Origin of the sequence: Frankia sp. CcI49 (assembly GCF_001983215.1) — a bacterium.
Classification (GTDB): domain Bacteria; phylum Actinomycetota; class Actinomycetes; order Frankiales; family Frankiaceae; genus Parafrankia; species Parafrankia irregularis.
This window is the reverse complement of the sequence record NZ_MOWP01000014.1, coordinates 18,865-38,662: the sequence shown is the minus strand read 5'-3', so window position 1 is coordinate 38,662 and position 19,798 is coordinate 18,865. Positions and strand designations below refer to the sequence as shown.

The window sequence follows — 19,798 nt, the reverse complement described above, 5'->3', positions numbered from 1 at the left end:
CAAGCGCACTGTCCTGTCCGCGCTGCCACTGGCCAGCAGGTCGCCGTCCCTGCTGGGCGTACTGCAGCCCAGGCCGGTAGGTGGTGTCACCCACAGCGACCCGCCATGCGTCTGACGCTGAACCCGTCCTATCCTCGCGCAGGACACCCGTACCTGTGGAGACCACGCGGGGGCCGACGCCGGGAGGCCCGCCACGCCCACGTCGGACCCGTTGCCCCGGATCCGTCTGGTGCCTGCTGATCCGCTGGTACAACAGGCCGGTGGTCACCTTTCGTTGTGCAAGCTGTAAGCAGCCTCTGACCAGCGAGGTGAGGGCAGGTAAACCGCTGGGAGAGCTGGCAGGCCCGGGGCCGTCTGGCCATGGAGCCGCGCCGCCGTTGATCGCGCAGGGTACATTCATGGTCAACTTTGATGGCAGTTTGTTGATTCTGAACCCGAATGACCTTCTGGGAACGGCATGTCACGCCGACCCTCGGCGGCGCATTGGTTGCTGCGGCCCTGACGGGCAGAATGGCCCCAATCTGGTTTGCTCGGGCTGTGGCGTCGAAGTCGCAACGGAGGAGCGCGACTGCTGGACCGACAATCTGGTCGCGCTGATTGCCGCTGCGGTTGTCGAGGAGCCAAAGAACCAGTAGCAGAGGGCGGCTTTCCACAGCCCCGCGCGGCCCCCGGCGCCGCCAGTGGTCGGCGACGAGTCTGGTCAGGTGCTGATGACGAGGTCGTGCTGGGCCTGAGCCATCGCGGTGACCTCGGACGCCGGTACCAGCCGCAGGTCGGTCCGGCCGTCGGGGAACATGGTCGTGACCAGGCGCAGGTCGGTGCGTCGCAGGGAGAGGCCGGACAGGTCCCGCAGGGCGTCGGCGACGACGAGGTGGGCCACCGCGGAGCCGGCGGCCGGGGGGACAACGACCACGTCACCGTCGGAGCGGCCCACTCCGTTCACCCACTTCACCGCCGAACGGATCTGCTCTGCGGCTCCTTCCCACACCACACCGGTGCGGTGCACGACGACGGCGCCGCCGCGGGCCGGCATCGGTGCCCGCGCCGCGGTTTCGCGCTGGCGCGGTTCCGCGGAGCCGCCCACTGGGTCGCCCACTGGGTCGCCCGCTGAGTCGCCCACCACCGAGTGCAGCTGCCCGTCGGGTAGCAGGGAGCGGCACCGGATGTCCACGCCGTGGGTGCGGGCCCAGGCGACGGCCGAGTGGTGCAGCACCTTCGCGCCGTGCCGCGACATCGTGATCATCATGTCGTAGGGCAGGTGTGCCAGCGTGCGGGCGTCCGGCACCAGGTGCGGGTCGGCGGTGCAGATGCCGGGGGAGTCGGAGAAGATCTCGCAGGCCGGCGCGCCGAGCGCGGCGGCGGCGGCGATCGCGGAGAGGTCGGAGCTGTTGCGGCCGAGCATGACCGGGTGCCCGTCCGGCCCGATGGCCTGGCCGCCGGGGATGACCAGCACCTGGCCCGGTTCGGCGAGCTTCGTCAGCATGGCCGGGTCGATCTCGGCGAGGTCGGCGTGGTGCGGTTCGCCGGTTCCGCGGAACCCGGTGTCGGCGGCGGTCAGCGCGAGGGCGGGCAGGCCGGCGTCGCGCAGCGCGGCGGTCATGAGCGCGACGTTGACGGTCTCCCCGGTCATCAGCGCGGTGCCGAGCAGGTCCCGGTCGGGGTCGGGGGAGACGGACCTGACCAGGGCCGAGAGCCGGTCCGTCTCGCCGGCCACGGCACTGACCACGACCACCGCCCGCGCGCGGCCCCCGGCCCCGGCCCCGGCGCCGGTTCCGGTTCCGGTTCCGGAACAGCCGTCACTGAGGCGGTCCGCGACGTACCGGGCGATGAGCCGGTGCGAGCCGGGGGCGGCGAACGACGCGCCCCCGAACTTCAGGACGATGGCGGAAGCGGCTGCGGGTCCGCCGGTCAGATCCATGTGGACTCGGTGGCGAGCCGGGCGATCTCCACGGCGGTCAGCGCGGCGCCGACCATGAGGTTGTCGGCGACGACCCACATCAGCAGCGAGCACGGGTCGTCCAGGTCGGCGCGGATCCGTCCGACATGCACCAGCGAGCTGGACTCCACCGAGGAGCACACCTGCCGCGGCCGCGGATATCCCTCGTCCTCACCGTAGGCCCGCACGCCGGGGGCGGCGCGCAGCGCGTCGAGCGCGTCGGCGGCGGTGACCGGCCGGTCGAAGGTGATGTGCACCGCCTCGGAGTGCCCGTTGACCACCGGCACGCGCACCGCGGTCGCGGCGACCCGCAGCGCCGGCAGCTCGAGGATCTTGCGGGGCTCGCGGCGCAGCTTGTGCTCCTCGTGGGAGATCCCGGCGTCGTCGCGCAGGCCGATCTCGGGCACCAGGTTGAACGCGAGCGTCCGCCCGAACCTGCTCGGCGTCTCGGCCGGCTCACCGCCGTCGAGGACCTCGCGGGACGTCGCCGCCAGCTCCTCCAGGCCGCGCAGCCCACCACCGGACGCCGCCTGGTAGCTCGCCACGACGAGCCGTTCCAGGTTGCCGAGCGCCCGCAGCGGGTGCAGCGCCCGGACCAGCTGGATCGTCGAGCAGTTCGGGACGGACACGATCCCGCGCGCCGGGCGGGTCGCCATCGTGTGCGGGTTGACCTGCGGGACGACCAGCGGGACGTCGTCCTCCATCCGGAACGCCGAGCTGTTGTCGACGACCAGCGCGCCGGCGGCGGCGACCTTCGGGCCCAGCTCCAGGCTGATCGGCGCGCCCGCGCTGAAGATCGCCAGGTCGAGCCCGGCGTGCTCGGCCCCGGCCGGGTCGAAGTCCTCCAGTGCCACGACCTGCTCGACCTTCAGGTCCAGGCCGTACTCGGCGGCGAGGTCGCGGCCGGCGGAACGGCCCGAAGCGACCGGGACCACCCGCTGGACGCCGGGCAGCGCCCCGGCATCCAGCAGCTGCAGGCACTGCTTGCCGACGACGCCGGTCGCGCCGATGACGGCGATGTCCACTGTTCTCGTGCCCCTTCTCGGTCTGCGCGGTGCTCGGTCTTGCGCGGTGCTCGGTCTTGCGCGGTGCTCGGTCTGCGCGGTGCTCGGGCGGTGGACGCCCGGGTGGTGGACGCTCAGTCGGTGGCGACGGCGTCCTGGTCGGCGAACTGGGCGTCGAGGTCCACCCAGCCGCCGTCGACGAACATCAGCTCACCGGTCACGTACGTCGCGGCGTCGGAGGCGAGGAACACCGCCGGGCCGGCGATCTCGCTGGGGCGGGCCCACCGGCCGAGCGCGACCTTCTCCGCGTAGGCGCCGGCCCAGGCGCTGCTGGCCCGGATCGGCTCGGTCAGCGCCGTCTCGACCGGGCCGGGGGCGATCGCGTTGACCCGCACGCCGGCGCGGCCCAGCTCGGCGGCGAACACGCGGACCATCTGGGCGAGCGCCGCCTTCGTCCCGGCGTAGATCACCTGGCCGGGCTCGACGACGCGGCTGCTGATCGAGGAGATCACGATCATGCTGCCGCTGCCCTGCGGGGCCATGATCCGTCCCGCGCCGCGCAGGACGTTGAAGCCGCCGCGCAGGTTGACGTCGGTGACGGCGTCGTACTCGGCGTCGGTGTACTCGATCAGCGGCTTGCGGATGTTGATCCCGGGGGTGCAGACCGCGACGTCGAGCCGGCCGTGCTCGGCGACGACCCGGCCGAGCCAGCTGTCGACCTCGGCGGAGCTGCGCACGTCGACGATGCTGGCGTCGGTCGGCCCGCCGGCGGCCTCGATGGCGGCGGTGGTGGCCTTCAGCCCGTCGCCGTCGACGTCGGAGCAGGCCACGACGGCGCCCTGCTCGGCGAACGCGACCGCGATGGCCTGGCCGATTCCCGACGCCGCCCCGATGACCGCGGTGATCTTTCCTTCGAGTCCCAACATGCGCGCTCCCGTTCAGGTGACCGATGTGATCGACGTGACCGACGTGATCGACGTGACCCACGTGATCGGCACGGCCTACGTGGCCGGTACGGCCGACGCGGCTGACGTGCTCGTGGACGGATCCGCGGAGCCGCGGGAACGGCCGAGCCGGCGGGTGAACCCGTCGAGGATCGCCGTCACGGTCTCCGAGGACCGGATGTGAACCATGCAGAGGATCCGGTCGCCGGGACGGGTGTGGCGCCGGAAGTAGTCGTTGACCGCCGGGTCGTCGCAGGTGGGCCTGGCCTGGTAGAGGTCCGTCGGCACGCCGATGCCGCTGATCCGTCCGCACCGGCGGTCGAAGGGTGCACCCGGCGCGACCGCGTCGGCGACCCGGGAGGCGAGCTCACCGAGGCGGGCGTCGCGCTGCTCGCGCCGCGGGTCGGGGTAGAGCACCGCGCCGGGCAGCTGGCCGTACGCGCGCATCGCGCAGTAGGCGACCGGGTTGTAGGTGCGCAGCACGTTGATCCGCGGGAACTCGGCGGTGGCGACGACCTGTTCGAGCAGGGCCAGCCAGCTGGAGCTGAACGCGGCACCGCCGCGCAGGTCGCGGTCGACGAACTGGATGCCGATGTGCAGGAACCGTTCGGCGGCGGCGGTCGACGCCCAGCTCGCACCGAGCGCGGCGACGGGACGTCCGTCCGCGCGGGTGCAGACGACGAGGTGCTCGGTGGAGCGGAACAGGTCGGGCCGGGCCTCGAACAGCGCCGTCATGCGCAGGTCGGGCAGCGCGGCCGCGAGGCCTTCCTTGAGCCACCGGTCCGTCCCGGTGTCGAGCGGATTGTCGTCAGAGTGGAAGCGCAGCAGGTCCAGGGGCGGGGCCGGGGCCGGGGTCGGAGTCGGGGCGGGATCCGGAACCGGGTCAGAGGCCAGGCCCGTCCCGGCCGGCACGGAAGGAGTCGTGCCGGCCGGGACGGCGGGCGCGTCGGCCACCGCCGAACCGGCTGGTGGAGCCGACGGCGCCTGGGCGGCCACCATGGCTCAGACGAGCCCGGCGGCGAGTGCCTTGCCGGCGGCGAACGGGTCGGCGTCCGCACCCGTACCCGCTGCCGCCTCGGTGGTCGCTGCCGTGCTGGTGGCCGCGGCCTCGGCCGGGCCGGTGTCCGCTCCGGCGTCGGCCGTCCCGCTCGCGACGACGTGCTGGTAGAGCTCGAGGAAGTAGGCGACCCAGAGGTTCGCGACGACCTCCATGTGCTCGATCACCCGGGCCTCCTCGGCCGGCGACCCGACCAGGGAGACGAGGACGTCCCAGACGAACGTGGCGTGCTCGTCCTCGATGTCGGTGCCGACGTGGCGGCGGGCCCCGGCGAGCTTCTCCCGGCCCAGCGCCTGCTCCAGGTTGCGCACCCAGGAGGGCTGYGTCTTCGTCGTCACGTACTCGACGAAGTAGACGCTGCACAGCAGCGCCAGCGGCGTTCCCTCGAACTCCATGCCGTACTGCAGGTAGCCGGTCAGCAGTTTGGTCGAGGCGAACGGCTCGGTGGAGTAGATCTCGTCCTTGCTGACACCGATCTTCGCGAGGTCGCCGGCGAACCACTCGTCGTGGAGCATCTCGTCCTCGACGTAGTGCGCCCATTTCGCGCCCCGGACCGGGTCGCGCTTCGAGAAGTAGCCGATCGCCAGCGCGTCGATGGTCCGCTTACGGCGCAGCCGCAGGATCGTCTCGATGTTGTGCCGCTTGTAGTACTCGATGTTGATTTCCTTGCCGGACATCTGGTGGTCCGCGTACGGGATGTCGGCGTAGAACTTCGCGATCCGGGCGTCGAGCGTGTCGTCGATCTGCTGGCGCAGACCGGGTGAGACCTGACCGGCCCGGGCCTTCGCCGCGGCACGCGGCTCGCCGTACCAGTCACGCGGGTTGTCGTCCATGGTGCGCTCCTTTCGGAAAGCTCTGGCTTCAGAAGAAGTCCGGTTCTCGGGACGGATCTGCCGCTCGACGCTCAGCAGCCGCAGTCCGGGGTGCGCCGGCGTACCAGCCGCCGCGGCGGGACGGGGCCGGCCACCGTGGTCCCGGCCTCGTCGGTCATCACCGTGTCGACACACGTGAACGTCAGTGCGTAGCGGGTGGTGGGGGTCAGGCCGAAGCCGAGGTGCACCACGCCGTTGTTCGCGCCGAACATCTCGTTCAGCCCGCAGTTGCCGGGCTGCTGGCGCAGCACCGGGTTCAGGCCGATCCCGAACTCCCACAACACCCGGTAGGCCTCGTCGGCCGCGTACAGGTCGGTCAGCGCCGCCACCGCGCCCTTTCCGGCCGGGTCGGTCGGACGGACGTCCGTCACCAGGCCGTTGGTGAAGGTCATGATCACCGGGTTGTCGCGCAGCGCGTCCAGGTCCTTGAACAGCGTGGCCTGCTCCTCGACACAGTCCGGATCGTCACCGCGGTGCACGATCGGGGCGCCGAGCAGGGTGATGGTCCCGTTCAGGTCGAGGCGCTGGGACGTGTCGAACCGGTACAGGCCGGTCGGGGCGGCACTGGCCTCACCCGACGGCGCGATCTGCTGCTCGCCGGGGCCCAGCGTGCCGGCCTGCTGGTTCCACTCGTAGTCGGCCGAGATGGCGAAGGTCGCCGACGTCGCCTCGCGGGGCGCGGTCAGCCAGACGTACGGGGTCTCGCTCAGTGCGCCGAACAGCCGGTCCGCCCGCGCCTCCAGCGCCACCGGGTCGGTGCTCTCGACGACGGTGAGGAAGTAGGCCACCTGGGCGTCGGTCACCGGCGTCGACCCGCAGGGCATGGCGACCAGACGTCGCCCGGGCCCGAGGGACGCCGGTTCGGGGGAGGTCACGAACCGGTCCGGGCAGACCACGAAGATGTCAGCGCTCGCCGGGCAGCGATCGGAGCGCAGGACGTCGTCGAGCGACTCGTCGGCCTCGATCGTGCCGATGGCGGCCCGACTGTACCGGGTGCTCGGGGCGAGGGCGAAGTCCTCGACGCGGTCGGCCTGGGTGAGGAGGAGGAACGTCTCACCGGGATTCCCGAAGACGTGATGCCGGTCGGGATGGACGACGAACTGTGCCATTGAGTCCTCCCGATTTCGGGAATTCCGGCCCACCTGGGCCGGCAGGGAAGTCATGAAACGACGTTCTGTGTACGGTCCGGAACCTCGATCTGGGGCGGGTCGGCCCGGTCATAGCCGGCCCGCCCCAGTCGACGGCATCAGCCGAGGAGGGTGCCCAGGTAGCGGTCGTTCTTCTTGACCTGGATCTTCTTCTGCTCCATGCTGCACCTCCTTCGCGGGTCTACGCGGTGGGCGGGAAATCGGCGAGAGCGATGCGTCTCGCCGCCCGGTCAGCCGAGGAGGGTGCCCAGGTAGCGGTCGTTCTTCTTGACCTGGATCTTCTTCTGCTCCATGCTGCACCTCCTTCGCGGGGTCTACGCGTCGGGCAGGAAGTCGGCGAGGGTGGTGCGTCTCGCCGCGCCGGTCAGCTGGCCAGGCCTACCGGAGTCTGGGGCGGCAYCTGGGTGATTTCGTTGTCCAGGACGCCGAGGAGGACGTCGCCGCGGTCGTTCGTGACGACGGTGCCGGGGGCGATGATGTCGAGGTGGTACTGGGTGAAGGGGGTGAGCCCGATTCCCCAGTGCAGGCAGCCCTGGGTGGCGCCGTACACCTCGTTCATCGCGTGGTTTCCGGGCAGTAGTTCGAGGGTCGTGTTCACCGCGTGGCCGATTTCCCATACCAGGCGGTAACGTGAGTCGACCTTGAAGAGCGCCGCCAGCATGTCGACCACCTGCTGGCCGGCCGGGCCGATCGCTTGGAGTGCTGTTATCTTACCGTTCTCCACGGTGGCCCGTACCGGGTTTTCGCGCATTGGCCACAGTTCGCTGTGAACGCGCTTCTGGTCGAGCCGGGAGAAGGACGGGGTGCCTGAGTGGAGAATCGGGAGGCCCGCAATGATTATCTCGCCGTCGAGAGGCAGGGACAAGTGCTCCTCGAATTCGATTATTTCGATCGGCAGCACGCTGATCTCGCCGGCCGGCACGATCTGCTGCTCGCCCCAGTCCACGCGGCCGGCCTGCTGGTTCCACACCAGCTCGCGGTCCCAGAGCCGCATCCGGGCCACCGTGCCGTACTGCTCGTTCCGGTATTCGAGCACGTCACCGCGCTCGGCCAGCTCGAAGAAGCGGTCGGAGAACGCCTCCTGGGCATCGGGGTCGGTGGCCTCGATACAGCGCAGGAAGTGGGCCAGGACGGACAGGTCCGTCGGAGTGGAGTTGCAGGCCATGCCCAGCAGCTTGCGGCGCGGGCCGAGCACGTCCGGAGGTGGCGACTGGAAAAAACATTCTGGCGACATGACCAGCACGTGTGCCTGTTCGGGAACCTCTTCCCGCATGATGCGCGCAAACTCCTCGGTCCCGCCGGTGAACACGATTATTCGTGTTCCGACGTAGCCCTCGGTGTTGACGACCTGCACCTTGTCCAGCAGAGAGGTGTTCGTCACCAGGCAGAACTCGGTGTCGGTCGGATCGCCGAACTGGCGAATTCTGGTCGGATCGACGACGAGTTCCGTCATGAGATCTCCTCCGGGACGAGGATGACTGAGTTGGCTTCGCGATGGGAACCGCGGCGTTTCCGTCGTTCCTGGCTGAACGACAAGGACGGTGCGGTGCGATGATGGCGGCGGCCGGGCGCAGCCCGCGTCCGCCGTGCCACCTCGGTGTGGCGATCGGTGCTGAACCGGGGAAACTGATCGCGCCGGGTGTTCTTTCCACCGGGTCGGGCCTGCGTCATTGGCGGCCCTGGATCATCGGATAACATCCGGCCGGTGGTGGTGTGACCGCGGCGACTTCGTGCCGGCGAGAACTTCTTCCGCTCTCCACATTCCGCTGGGAGAACCTGCCAGAATGTGTCGACCCGCTGACCGGGCGGATCTGTTGAATCGGATTCTAGCGTGTTCTGGAATGGGCTGGAAGGGGTTCACTGTGAAAACTTCATGTTTCGCGGCGGCTGTTGGGCCGGATGGTTTCCCGGTCTCCTCCGATCCCCCATCGACGGATCGGGAAACCATCCGGCCGGCCCTCATCCCCGTGGTCCCGAGACGAGTCGGGTCGGGATCGGGACGCAGGTGCGTACCTCGTGTGTTCCGTTCCCGGCGGGCAGCTCGATTCCGGTCACGTGGACGTCCACGCCGTAAAGCCGGGTCAGGCTCTCGCCGGTGACGACGTCCGCCGGCCGGCCGGCGGCGACGACCTGGCCGTCGGCCATCAGCACCGCCCGATCGGAGTACGTCAGCGCATGCGACGGCTGATGCGACGTCATGACCACGGAATGGCCGTGGCGGGCCAGCTCCTCGACCACCCGCAGGATCCGCACCTCGTTGCCGTAGTCCAAGGCGGCCGTCGGCTCGTCCAGCACGAGCACCGGTGCCTGCTGCACCAGGGCCCGCGCGAGCAGGACGAGCTGTCGCTCACCTCCCGACAGGTGCGGGAAGGGGCGGTCGGCCAGGCGGATGATCCCGAGACGGTCGAGCTGGTCGCGGGCGAGCCGGCGGTCCGCCTCGCTCGGAGCGGACAGCGGCGGGAGGTGCGGCGTGCGGCCCATCACCGCGATGTCCAGTGCGGTGAAGGGGAACGGGGTGGACGCGGTCTGCGGCACATAGGCCACCCGCCTGGCCAGGTCGCGGGCCGACATCGAGCCGACGTCCCGCCCGTCGATGCGGACGGTGCCCCGATGCGGCCGGAGCAGGCCGAGCAGACAGCGCAGCAGCGTCGTCTTCCCCGCGCCGTTCGGTCCCAGCAGGCAGCAGACCTCGGCCTCGGCCAGGGTCAGGCTGACCCCGGTCAGCCGATGGCCGCCCCGGGGATAGCTGAACGTCAGATCATCCATCTGTACTCGCGGCGCCGCGGCCGTGCGCGCGGCCGCGGCGCCGCCCGGGGAGTCCCCGGTCTGTGGTGTCGCCGGCCCGGCGGCCTCGATCACAGCCACTGTCGGCCCGCCCTGGCCAGAAGCGCGACGAAGAACGGCGCGCCGATGAGTGCGGTCAGGATGCCCAACGGAAGGTCGAGCTCGGTCGCGGTGCGGGCGACGTCGTCGACGGCCAGCAGATACCCCGCCCCGAGCAGCGTCGTCACCGGAAGCATGCGGTTGAACGACGGGCCCGCGGCGAAACGGGCCAGGTGCGGGACGACGAGCCCGACCCAGCCGATGATGCCCGCCACGCTCACCGCCGTAGCGGTCATCAGCGTCGACGCCGTGATCGTCACGGCCCAGATCCGGGTGCGGTTCACGCCGAGCGAGCGCGCCTCGTCGTCACCGGTGGCGAGCACGGTCAACGGCCAGCGCACCGTGTAGAGCACGACCAGGCACACCCCGATGATGATCGCCGGCACGAGGAGACTGTGCATGCTGGCCCGGCCCAGGTTGCCGAAGAGCCAGAAGGTGATCTCCGGCAGGGTCGTCTCCGGGTTGGCGAAGTACTGTGCGCTGGAGATCAGCGCGTTGAACATGGCGCCGATGATGACCCCGCCGAGCACCAGGATGATCAGCGAGCCGCGGCCCACGAGCCGCGCGATGCTCACCGCGAGGACGGCCGCGAGCAGCCCGCAGCCGAACGAGATCGTCTGCAGCGCCGCGGTGGGCAGGCCGATGAGGATCGACACCGAGGCTCCGAAGCCCGCGCCCGCCGCCACCCCGAGAACCTCCGGGGACACCAGCGGATTACGGAACATCGTCTGGTAGGCGGCCCCGGACGACGCCAGCGCCGCGCCCACCAGCAGCGCCGCGAGGATCCGCGGCAGCCGGATGTTCATCACGACGGCCCGCTCCTGCCCGCCGATCTCCGGGCCGATGCCCGCGATCTCATGGGCGAGGATCTTCACGACGGTCTCCGGGCTCAGCGAGAAACGCCCCAGCCCGAAGGAGACCACGACGAGCACCGCGAGCAGCACCGCGAGCAGTCCGACGCGGCCGCCGCTCACCAGCAGCGCCACGACCCTGCCGCGCGCGGCCCGGGGTTCGGAGGTCGTCCCAGGCCCGTCAGGCACCTCCGCCGAACCTTCGGATACCGAGCCGTCAGCGACCGAGGCGACAGAGGTGTCTGCGGTTGCGGCGGTGCCTGTGGTGTCTGCGGTGTCTGCGGTGTCTGCGTTGCCGGAAGTCCCGGCGGAACCGGCGGCACCAGCGGCGTCGGTGGCGTCGGCGTCCGTCTCACCGGACGGCTTCGCGAGCTCGCCGGGCATCGATGGGGCGCTCATCGGCGGGCCGCCAGACTCGCCGGCAGGTTCTCCAGCCGGGGGACGACCTCGCCCGCGAAGAGCCGGACCGTGTTCTGCTGGATCCGCAGCGGGACGGAGGCGCTGAACGAGGGGCGGAGGCTGACCCGTTCGATGCCGAGCGAGTCCCGCAGCTCCGCCATCCGCCGCGCCACCGTCTCGGGACCGCCGACGATCGCGGTCTCGTGCAGGAACCGGGCCGGGTCGAGGTCCGGCTCGCCGCCGGTCAGGTGCCCGTGCTCGTGGACGCCGTGGGCGGCCAGCCGCGCGGTGAGCTTCTCGACGAGCGGGCGGGCGATCGCAACGGCCTCGCTGTCAGTGCGAGCGACCAGGCAGAACCGTTCGATCCGCAGGTCGCAGGCGCGGCCGCCATGGGAGGTGAACACCGCGACACGGCTGGCGAGTGACGGCCCCGACTCGACCGCGGCGAGGATCAGGCCGTGGCCCCGGCTCGCCGCCCACGCGACCGACTCGTCGGAATGCGCCGCGACCTCGACCGTGGGATGCGGGTGCTGTGCAGGCGTCGGCCCGACCCGGTACTGCGCGCCGTCGGCGACGACCGGATGCCCGCGCCAGTACCGCAGCACGGTGTCGAGCGCCTCGGGCAGATCCACACCGTTCCCACCCGGGGACCGTGCGACCCGCGCGTATTCGGGGATGGGCCAGCCGACACCGAGAATCACCCGACCGCCCGAGATCCGGTCGAGCGTCGCGAGGTCGGCGGCGAGCCGGATCGGGTCGTAGAGCGCCAGGTGCAGCGCGGTGAACCCGATCCGGATCCGGCTGGTGGTGGCCGCGACGGCCGCCGCCATCGGAACGGGCGCCGGCCGCGCCCGCAGCGTGCGTGAGCCCACCGAGGTCAGATGGCCGTCGCTGAACCAGAGGCTGTCGAAGCCGAGCTCCTCCGCGACGCGCCCCAGCTCCGCCAGGGAGTCGGGTCGCGTCGTGTCGAGGTCGCCCCGGCCACCGGGAAGGCCGAACTTCATGATCGTCGTCGCAGGCTGGGTACCTGTCTGCGACGCAGACTGCGAAACTGGCGTGTACTCAAGCGTTTCCCCCCGACCAGCCATGCCCTGACGGCGTTTGGTGATCAAACAGTTGCTGAAGGTGTCCGCGGGGGGAGTGCGTCCCTAGGGCAGCGGTGCGCAGGGGGTGGCGTCGGGCTCTCGTTGCCCGTCACTCCTCAGATGCGGAACGAATCGAGAGTAGCTCACGCATCTGCGGATGTCATGGCGGTCATCTCCCTAATCCACGGATCCGCTGGCGTGACCGGATGTCCAGGTAACGGGCGAGTATTGCGGAAGTACTCGCCTTGTAACGCGGCTGGCGAGCGACGTCGCAAAGGGGTGAGAAGTCGTCCGATACGTCACGGTTCGTCCGATTTTCTGAGAGGGACTGTCGGATGCGACCGGATGGCAACGTGACGTCTTCGTATCCGCAGATACGGCTATCTGCAGATGCTTGCTCCTTAGATGCGGAGATTCGCTAGGGCGCGGGAAGCAAGCACGGTATGGAGCCTCTTGCGCCTCGTCCCTTGCCTGACCCTGCTCGGGGCGGCGGGCGCTCTCGCACCGCCATCGCATCGAGCCCGCTCCGCTCGATTCACTTCCCCGGCACACACAGAGAGACGGTCAGATGTCGCCGCACCCCATCCGCAGGGTCCTGTTCCGGCGGTTCACCGCCATGCTCGCCGTTCCCGCCCTCCTGATCGCGGCCTTCGTCGCGTTCGTCCCGGGCGTGGCGGCCCAGGCCTCCGGCGGCTCCTCGTCGCACAGCAGCGCGCCCGAGCACCCCTCGAAGCCGAAGCCGACGCCCAAGCCCGGCTCCTTCGTCGTGAAGGGCGAGGTCGAGAAGACCCTGCGTCTCACCGTCGCCGACCTGGCGAACTACCCGCAGTACACCCAGACGGTCTCGTTCGTCAGCGGCTCCGGCACGCAGACCCACACCTACACCGGTGCGAAGCTCGTCGACCTGATCACCGCGGCCGTGCCCAAATTCCGCACCGAGGTCAAGAACGACCTGCTGCGCTACGCGGTGCTGGTCAAGGCCAGCGACGGCTACGAGTCAGTCCTGTCCTGGCCCGAGATCACCACCGGCTTCGGTGGCGTCCAGGCCCTCGTCGCCTCGACCGAGGACGGCGTCTCCCTCGCCGACGTCGGCCCGCGGCTGACCGTTCCGTCCGACACCAAGGGCGGCCGGTACGTCTCGTGGATCACCTCGATCACCCTGGTGCGCGTGGGTTCCTGACCCCCTCCCACACGCCAGGTCCGCGCGCGGACCTGCGCCGGGCCCGGTGCCGGAACCGGGCCCGGTCCGGAGGCGAGCTGGGCGATTCCCGGGTCGGAACAGTGCGGAAATCCTCGGGGGATTCAGGGGAGCCTCGAGGATCCGCGAATTCCCGAACCCGACGACCACCACCTCCGGAATCGGCGATTCCGGAAGCCCGGCCCATGGAAGCGGGAAACCGGGACCCGATTCGGGATGTGCGCGCGGCCACGCCGGTCGGGCCACCGGCCGGTCGTGCGGGTGGGGCGGACGATGACGTCCCCCACCCGCACGATGGTGTGGATCCAACCAGCTCAGGTGACACGGGCCACGGCACTTCCGCGCGGACGCAACCGGGCCGCAACAGGACCTCGTTACTGTCCCAGACATGACCTTGAGCATCCGTAACCGGCTGACCGGGACCGTGTCCGACATAACCAGCGGCGCGGTGATGGGTACCGTTCGCATTGAGCTCCCGAACGGTGAAATCGTCACCTCCGCGGTCACCATGGACGCCATCAAGGAGGTCGGCGTCGGAATCGGCTCCGCCGTCGAGGTGCTCGTGAAGGCGACCGACGTCTCCCTCGCCACCGGCGAGACGTCCGGGCTGACCATCCGCAACCAGCTCAGCGGCACCCTGGTCGGCCTCGACACCGGCGGCGCGATGGCCCTCGCCCGTATCGCCCTTTCGTCCGACGTCGAGCTGACCGCGGCCATCACCCGCGCCTCCGCCGACGACCTGGGCCTCGCCCCGGGCACGCCGGTGACCGCCCTGATCAAGTCGACGGAGGTCGCCTTCTCCGCGCTGTAGAGCCGCGGGGCACAACCGGCCGCGCTGTTGCGCTGCTCGCGGCATTACATCTTGCGGAAGTCCCAGCTGGTGAGCTTCTCCGGGGTGACCCGCAGCCACGCGTGCCGGCCGTCGTAGTGCATCTTGTCGCCGCCGGTGTACTTGCGGGCGTACAGCAGCTCCGGGGTTTCCAGGTCGGGGTCGGGGGCACCGCCGCGCGGGACGTCCCCGACGCTCCCCACTCGTCCGCGGATCTCCACCCCGCGCAGCTCGGTGAAGGCGTCACCGGTGTCGACGACCACCGCCACCCGCGGATCCCGCTCAAGGTCCGTCCAGCGCTGGCTCTTGACGACCGAGTTCAGCCACAGCGACGTGCCGTCCCAGGCGAACCACAGCGGCGTCAGATGAGGGCCACTCGGGCTTGAGGTCGCCACCCGGCAGGTTCGCTGCTCGGCGAGGAAGACGTCGATCTCGGCCTGGCTCATGGCGATCTTGCGGCCTCGGCGCTGCTCTCTCATCGTTGTCCCTTCGTGGGCTGGGTGCCCGCCGTACACGACGGTGCCGAACGAACGTATGGCTGGCAGTACGCCCGGCGCATCGCCTTCGCCGGGGATTCGCGCTCGGGATTCGCGCTGGGATTCGCGCGGTGAACCCGCATCGCCCGGCCGGAGGGTCCGCCACGGTTCCGCGGTGCCGCGGGTGGGGCGGTTCCGCGGTGCTGTGGTGACCTACGCGGTGCGGCGGTTCCGCGGAACCGCCGTGGCCTACCCGGTGGGCCCGCCGACCGCGTGGCCGAGTGCCACGCCGAGGAACGCGGCGCCGAGACCTGCACCGACGCTCAGCGCGACATTCAGGACGGCCTGGCGGCGGTCGCCGTCCCGCGCCAGCCGCACGGTCTCGTACCCGAACGTGGAGTACGTGGTCAGCGCGCCGCACAGCCCCGTGCCGGCAGCGGCCCGGACCGCGGCGGACGCCGGCAGCCCGACCAGGAACCCCAGCAGCAGCGACCCGGCGACATTGACCGCCAAGGTGCCCCAGGGCATGACCGAACTGTGCCGGGACTGGACCGCCCGGTCGGTGAGATACCTCAGCGGCGCGCCGAGCGCCGCCCCCAGCGCGACCCACAGAACGGTCACCGCGCACCACCTCCGCTCCCGCTCCCGCACCCGTCTCCGTCGCCGTCGCCGTCGCCGTCTCGAGCGACGCCGCCCGCGTCGGCATGGGTGTCGGCGCTGAGAGCAGGGCTGAGGTCGGGGCCGACGTCGGCGACGAGGCCAGGATTCGCGACAACGCCGAGATCTGCGCCGAGGTCGGGGCCGGGGTCGGTCGGAGCGTGCCGGCGCAGGGCACGCTCCGCCAGGGCGGAACCCGCTGCGACGGCGGCGAGTGCGGCAACGACGGACACGGCGAGGAACACCAGCGCCGTGTCGACCGCGCCCGCGTCGACCGACTGCTGCACGTCGACGACGTAGGTGGAGAACGTCGTGTAGCCGCCGAGCACACCGACGCCGAGAAATGGCCGGACCAGCCGCCGCCCCGCCCAGACGGTCGCGACCAGTTCCATCAGTACACCGATGAGAAAGCAGCCGGAGGTGTTGATCGCCAGGGTCGCGCCGTCGAAGTCGCCCGGCTCGTGCGGGAAGGCCACCGCCAGCCCATGGCGGGCGAGTGCCCCCAGCGCACCACCGACGGCGATGGCCCCGAGCACCGGCCAGGGGGCGGGCCGCAGTTCCGCCCGTTCGCCAGGATCGGACAGGTCGACATCGGGGTCGACCGGACGAGGGTGCGACGGCGACGGCGACGGCGACGGCACTGACCACTCCGATCCCACTGAAGACACAGCTCAGACGCAGTTTCGCACCGCTGGCCGCACATCGTCGCCCGGGACGCCCGACACAGGACATCCGGTCACGGTCAGGCATCATCGATCAGTTCACGGTGAAATTCCCGATCCGCGTATGCGGTCAGAGCAGCCAGTGATTCTGAGCTCCCGGCTACCGCTGCTTCTGTTACCGAGCAAGACCTGAGGGTAATGGTTGTTGGGGGCCGGCCGCGGAATCCCGAGCCCTAGCCTCGGGCTACCGTTGCCGCCGAGCAAGACCCGAGGATTTTGGTCGTTGGAACGACGAAAATGTGCAGATCTTCGAGTCGTGGCCCACGGCTGCCGATTCGGCTGCCGTTGCCGCGTGGCAAGAATTAAGAATTTTGGTCGCTGGAACGACGAAAATCCTCAATTCTTCGGGCTGTGGCTTGGGGTTGCCGCTGCTGCCGGGCGAGATCTGAGGATATGGTCTCCAGGGAGTGTGCACCGCCCGGTGCGGACGTCCATGGACGTCGTGCATGCCGACAGGAGGCGCGGTTGAGTCCTGCCTGGGTACCGGTCGACGGTTCGCGGGCGCGCTCGGCGCTGGCGAGCCTTGCCGCCATCAGCCCGTACTTCGAAGCCGACGTTCTGGACGCAATCGAACGCCCCGCGCCCACGGCCTCCGCCAGCGACGTCGAACATGCTCGGTTCGAGCCCGTCGCGGTCGCTGAGCTCAACAGCGGGGGCGCCGCGCTCGCCGCGGCCGTCGACGGGGTCAACGAGCGGCTGGGCGGCGTCGAGCGGCGGGTGGCCGCGTCGACGCTCGCGCTCGGCCATGCGGCCCGGTTGTGGTCGGTGGCGCTGGGCACGTGGGCGACCTCGGGCATCGTCCCCGACCTCGACCCGGCGGTGCTGCGGGTGCAGCCGCGGCTGACAGCCCCGCTCCGGCTGATCGTCGACCGGCCCGCCGGCTGGCGACCCGCACCGGCCGCATCGGCCGCACCGTGGACACCGGCCGCATCGGCCGCGCCGGGGACACCGGCGACGCCGACCACGGCCGCACCGACGTTGGCCACACCGACCTGGCCGGCTGTGCAGGCCGAGGGCCACCTGGAAGCGGCGGACCTGATCCGCGAGGTGATCGTCGAGCGGAACCTGCGGCCGTACTTCGCGGCCGTGCGGGCCGAGACCGGGCTCGCGCTCGGCCTGCTGTGGGGGAATGCGGCCTCCGCGCTGGTCGGCGCCACGGGGATGCTGATCCGGTTCCTCCGCACCCAGCCGAATAAGGCCAGCACGGCTCCGGCCACGGCTCCGGCCACGGCCGCGCGTCTGGCTCGGGCCTGCGCCGAGGACTCGGGGGCAGGCATTGGCCGGCTGACCGCGCGGCTGCTCGCGACCCCGCCGCTGGCCGGCACAACCGTCCACAGTCTGACCCCGGACGGTCAGCTGGTGGTCCCGTCCGTCGTGCGGCGCAGCTGTTGCCTGTTCTACCGGGTACCCGGTGGCGGCACCTGCGGAGACTGCCCGCTGGACCGGCGCTGAGAAACGGGTGGCGTGACACGCCCTTCCTGCCCTTCCTGCCCGACGGGGCGTGGGCGTGCGGGCGCCCCGCGGTGAATCCTGCGCCATTATTCAGTACGCGGCAATAAAAGAGGAGACCGAATTGCCGCTGGTTCATCGCGGTGGTTGATTTTTGCTCGTCAAGTCGTGATCAGAATCGGCCTGGTCAATTCTTGCTCCTGATTCCCGTCCGGTTGTCGGGTTCGTGTTAGCGTTACCGACTCCCAGGGGGGTGTGATGCAGGTCTCCGACCATGACCCGGACTACGACGTCGGCCCCGGGCCGCTGGCGTCGCTCTGGCGTTACCGGCTCGCCTCATCCGTGGTCATAGTTCTGGCCGTACTCGCCGGCGTGATTCATGGTTTGCTCGCCGCGCCGCCCACGAAAGCCCTCGCCCGGATCGGCCTGGCGAATCCCCGCGGCCTCACGGTGATTCTGGGTGGCAGTGCGTCCGGTGCGGATCTCGGCCGGTACGCGAGTGCCCGGGCCCGGTTCGCCGAGAGCACCGACGTGCTGGCGACGGCGGCGCGGTCACTGACGGACGGGACGTCGCTGGCGACACTGCAGACGGCGGTCGAGGTCACCGCCACCGCGGATGCGGACGTTCTGGTCGTGACGGCCACCGGCTCGGGTGCCGAACAGGCGGAACGCCGGGCGGACGCCGTCGTCGCGGCGTTCCGCGAGCTGACCCTGCAGTCCACCAACGACACGGTGAACAGCCAGCTCGCGGCGGTGGCACGGGCGCAGACCCAGCTCGACCAGCTGTTCACGCCTGGCCCCGGCGACAGCGCGCGGGCCGCCGCGGCGRCCACCGCGCTCGGCGAGCTTCAGCAGACCGCCGCCCGGGCCCAGACGGAGGCGGCGCTGTTCGGCTCGGGAACGGTCTTCGTCGAGAACGCGACGGTGCCGCATCCGTCCAGTGACGCGGCGCGGGCGGAACGGGGCGGCCTGCTCGGGCTGCTGCTGGGAGTGCTGCTCGCGGGCACGGTGGCCTGGCTCCGGGCCGGCCGGCGGCGCGAGGTCGGTGACGGCGAGGCGGCCGCCCGGTTGTTGGGCACCCGGCTGCTGGGCGAGGTCCCCACCACCGGGGAACGCGGCCGTTTCGGAGAACGCGGCCGTTCCACTGAGCGTGGCGATGCAAGGGAGCGTCGCGGTGTCAGGGAGCGCGGCGGTATCAGGGGACGCGGCCGTTCCGTTGAACGTGGCCGCGCCGACGAGGCTGACGGGCCACGGAGCTCTCCGCAGCCTGGCCACCACGCCGCCGCCGGCGTGCTCACCGCCGTCGGCGGGCGCGGGCTGTACGTCCTGGCCAGCCCTGGACGCCAGGACGGGCGGACGGCGACAGCCCTGGGCCTCGCGACGGCGCTGGCGGCCGGCGGCTGCCGGGTGGCGCTGGTGGACGGTGACCTTCGAACCGGCCGGCTCACCGCCCGGTTCGGGCTCCCCGCGGCCGCGGTGGGGCTCGCCCAGCTCGCGCGGGGAACCACCGACCTCGCCACCGCCATCCGGACGTATTCGACCGCGGAGGGCGGCGAGCTCGCCTTCGTTCCCCGCGGCCAGCTGGCCACCGACCCGGCCGGGCTGCTGGGCAGGGCGGAGCTCACCGAGACGATGAGCCGGCTCAAGAAGCTCTTCGACATCGTCCTCGTCGACACACCGGCTACCGGTCCGACCGCCGACGCGTTCCTGCTCGCCGCGACCGCGACCGGGATCATCGCGGTGGCTCGTTGGCGCACCCCGGGCGGTCCGCTGCGGCGGCTGCGCGCGCAGGCCGACGCCACAGCCGTTCCCCTGGTCGGAGTGGTGCTCACCCATGGCCGCCGGGTGCGTGGCGGCTACCAGGACGCCTACGGCGAGCAGATCGCCTTCGACGTCGAGCGGACCCAGACGCTGCGGCCGCGGACGTCCGGGGACCGGCCTGACCGAACCCCGCCGCACGAAGCCGCCGCCCCGCACAAGTCACCCGTGCACAAGCCGTCGGTGCACAAGCCGTCCGTCGCCGCCCGGCTCTGATGCCCCACAGCGACGGCCTGCCACAGCCGCCAGAGCCGCCAGAGCCGCCAGAGCCGGCAGGGCGGCCAGAGCCGGCAGGGCGGCCAGAGCCGGCAGGGCGGCCAGAGCCGCCAGCGCGGCGAGAGCGGTCGCGGCCGGTCGGCGGACGTCCCGGTGGACCGTCCGGTGGACCGCCCGGCCGATCCGTCGCCCGACGGATCGGTGGACGGGCCGGCGGTGCGGTCGCTGCGCAGGCCATCAACGCGGGCGGAAGC

General features: G+C 71.0%; 19 protein-coding genes. 6 read left to right on the top strand and 13 right to left on the bottom strand.

Annotation, left to right across the window (positions count from 1 at the left end):
- Positions 1-398 precede the first annotated feature (398 nt).
- Entirely contained in the window at positions 399-635 is a 237-nt protein-coding gene (locus tag CcI49_RS41510; RefSeq protein ID WP_131831078.1) for a hypothetical protein, read from the top strand.
- A gap of 65 nt (positions 636-700) precedes the next feature.
- On the opposite strand, the gene CcI49_RS12120 is transcribed toward CcI49_RS41510, so the two are convergent.
- From CcI49_RS12120 to CcI49_RS12070, 10 genes are all read right to left on the bottom strand, one after another.
- Positions 701-1,918, bottom strand: a complete 1,218-nt coding sequence (locus CcI49_RS12120; RefSeq protein ID WP_076826566.1) for a hypothetical protein — start codon at positions 1,916-1,918, stop codon at positions 701-703.
- The gene (locus CcI49_RS12115; RefSeq protein ID WP_054564808.1) at positions 1,909-2,961 is read right to left on the bottom strand and encodes an aspartate-semialdehyde dehydrogenase; all 1,053 of its coding nucleotides are present in this window, start codon (positions 2,959-2,961) and stop codon (positions 1,909-1,911) included. The genes CcI49_RS12120 and CcI49_RS12115 overlap by 10 nt, the downstream gene beginning before the upstream one ends.
- 113 nt (positions 2,962-3,074) lie before the next feature.
- Positions 3,075-3,866 (bottom strand): SDR family oxidoreductase, encoded by a 792-nt coding sequence (locus CcI49_RS12110; RefSeq protein ID WP_076826564.1) that lies wholly within the window; start codon positions 3,864-3,866, stop codon positions 3,075-3,077.
- A gap of 75 nt (positions 3,867-3,941) precedes the next feature.
- Positions 3,942-4,838, bottom strand: a complete 897-nt coding sequence (locus CcI49_RS12105) for a hypothetical protein (protein WP_131831077.1) — start codon at positions 4,836-4,838, stop codon at positions 3,942-3,944.
- Positions 4,839-4,886: 48 nt separating this feature from the next.
- The gene (locus CcI49_RS12100) at positions 4,887-5,774 is read right to left on the bottom strand and encodes a hypothetical protein (RefSeq protein WP_198955512.1); all 888 of its coding nucleotides are present in this window, start codon (positions 5,772-5,774) and stop codon (positions 4,887-4,889) included.
- Positions 5,775-5,845: 71 nt separating this feature from the next.
- Entirely contained in the window at positions 5,846-6,922 is a 1,077-nt protein-coding gene (locus CcI49_RS12095) for a hypothetical protein (RefSeq protein ID WP_076826560.1), read from the bottom strand.
- A gap of 403 nt (positions 6,923-7,325) precedes the next feature.
- Complete coding sequence (locus tag CcI49_RS12090) at positions 7,326-8,414, bottom strand: hypothetical protein (RefSeq protein WP_076826557.1); 1,089 nt, start codon at positions 8,412-8,414, stop codon at positions 7,326-7,328.
- 506 nt (positions 8,415-8,920) lie between these two features.
- Positions 8,921-9,727: an ABC transporter ATP-binding protein gene (locus CcI49_RS12080; RefSeq protein WP_076826835.1), complete on the bottom strand. Its 807-nt coding sequence runs from the start codon at positions 9,725-9,727 to the stop codon at positions 8,921-8,923.
- Positions 9,728-9,816: 89 nt separating this feature from the next.
- A complete protein-coding gene (locus CcI49_RS12075; RefSeq protein ID WP_083749485.1) occupies positions 9,817-10,884 on the bottom strand; it encodes an iron ABC transporter permease in 1,068 nt (355 codons plus the stop codon).
- 206 nt (positions 10,885-11,090) lie between these two features.
- Positions 11,091-12,098 carry an LLM class flavin-dependent oxidoreductase gene (locus CcI49_RS12070; protein ID WP_054564802.1) on the bottom strand — a complete coding sequence of 336 codons (1,008 nt, stop codon included), beginning with the start codon at positions 12,096-12,098 and terminating at the stop codon, positions 11,091-11,093.
- Positions 12,099-12,747: 649 nt separating this feature from the next.
- Here CcI49_RS12070 and CcI49_RS12065 point away from each other — a divergent pair.
- Together CcI49_RS12065 and CcI49_RS12060 are read left to right on the top strand one after the other, a co-directional pair.
- The gene (locus tag CcI49_RS12065; RefSeq protein ID WP_241840028.1) at positions 12,748-13,359 is read left to right on the top strand and encodes a hypothetical protein; all 612 of its coding nucleotides are present in this window, start codon (positions 12,748-12,750) and stop codon (positions 13,357-13,359) included.
- 406 nt (positions 13,360-13,765) lie between these two features.
- Positions 13,766-14,188 (top strand): TOBE domain-containing protein, encoded by a 423-nt coding sequence (locus CcI49_RS12060; RefSeq protein WP_054564801.1) that lies wholly within the window; start codon positions 13,766-13,768, stop codon positions 14,186-14,188.
- A 44-nt stretch (positions 14,189-14,232) separates the two neighbouring features.
- On the opposite strand, the gene CcI49_RS12055 is transcribed toward CcI49_RS12060, so the two are convergent.
- The 3 genes from CcI49_RS12055 to CcI49_RS12045 form a co-directional block, all read right to left on the bottom strand.
- Positions 14,233-14,685 carry a pyridoxamine 5'-phosphate oxidase family protein gene (locus CcI49_RS12055; protein ID WP_076826555.1) on the bottom strand — a complete coding sequence of 151 codons (453 nt, stop codon included), beginning with the start codon at positions 14,683-14,685 and terminating at the stop codon, positions 14,233-14,235.
- 246 nt (positions 14,686-14,931) lie between these two features.
- A complete protein-coding gene (gene crcB / locus CcI49_RS12050) occupies positions 14,932-15,303 on the bottom strand; it encodes a fluoride efflux transporter CrcB (RefSeq protein ID WP_076826553.1) in 372 nt (123 codons plus the stop codon).
- The gene (locus tag CcI49_RS12045) at positions 15,300-15,980 is read right to left on the bottom strand and encodes a CrcB family protein (protein ID WP_241840027.1); all 681 of its coding nucleotides are present in this window, start codon (positions 15,978-15,980) and stop codon (positions 15,300-15,302) included. The genes crcB and CcI49_RS12045 overlap by 4 nt, the downstream gene beginning before the upstream one ends.
- A gap of 320 nt (positions 15,981-16,300) precedes the next feature.
- On the opposite strand from CcI49_RS12045, the gene CcI49_RS42065 reads away from it, so the two are divergent.
- The 3 genes from CcI49_RS42065 (at position 16,301) to CcI49_RS12035 (ending at position 19,544) form a co-directional block, all read left to right on the top strand.
- A complete protein-coding gene (locus CcI49_RS42065) occupies positions 16,301-16,450 on the top strand; it encodes a hypothetical protein (protein ID WP_158230759.1) in 150 nt (49 codons plus the stop codon).
- Positions 16,451-16,526: 76 nt separating this feature from the next.
- Positions 16,527-17,513, top strand: coding sequence for a (2Fe-2S)-binding protein (locus CcI49_RS12040; protein WP_076826551.1), 987 nt, complete (start codon positions 16,527-16,529; stop codon positions 17,511-17,513).
- A gap of 255 nt (positions 17,514-17,768) precedes the next feature.
- On the top strand, positions 17,769-19,544 hold the full coding sequence (locus CcI49_RS12035) for a hypothetical protein (RefSeq protein WP_076826549.1): 1,776 nt from the start codon (positions 17,769-17,771) through the stop codon (positions 19,542-19,544).
- Positions 19,545-19,798: the final 254 nt, after the last annotated feature.